At 32.7% G+C, this 637-nt stretch carries 1 protein-coding gene; it reads left to right on the plus strand.

Translation table 11 applies throughout. The features are described from left to right. Positions 1-488 (plus strand): pyocin knob domain-containing protein (locus tag H8S10_RS17965; RefSeq protein WP_186839758.1); only part of this gene is annotated, 488 nt, incomplete at its 5' end. Positions 489-637 lie beyond the last annotated feature (149 nt).

Below are 637 nucleotides of genomic sequence, written 5' to 3' on the forward strand. Positions count from 1 at the left end.
ACTACGACAGTATTATGTATGCATCTACAGGAGGACATATCTGTAGTTTTGGTGATAATGGATTAGTTTTTGGTTATAGAGAAGGAGATTCTAATACAATAGCTATGCAAATAAATGAGACTGCAGGAAGTTCTGGTTCAAACATATATATGATGAAACAAATGAGTATGCAAGACCAAAAAATTGTTAGTGTGCCAGATATTTACGTTGGTTCTACAGGGATAAGATATTATCACGAAGGTTGGGTAGGATCTATTGAAAAAATAGCTAAAAGAATATCTAATCTAAATGTATTGTATGATACTGGAGTATATTCTTTTTCAAATGGCTCTAATGGCGCTCCTTGTCAATATGGAACGTTGATTCATATAAAGTGGGGGAGTAGCGGAGATGCTTCACAATTAGTTATAGAGTTGGTAACTGGTAAATTATTCACTAGGGCTACAAGTCATGACGTAAGTAGCTGGAGTGCGTGGACTGAAAAATAAAAGAAGGTTATAAAAATGCAAAAAATATTTATTAATAAAGAAACGGACATGATTGAGCAAATATTAAAAGTAGAAACTGCAGATGAATTAAGTGATGATTATTTTGATACTTGTTATGCAGTGATAGATAACGAAGATAAAATAAATGC

Origin of the sequence: Clostridium sp. NSJ-49 (genome assembly GCF_014287725.1) — a bacterium.
GTDB lineage: Bacteria > Bacillota > Clostridia > Clostridiales > Clostridiaceae > Clostridium > Clostridium disporicum_B.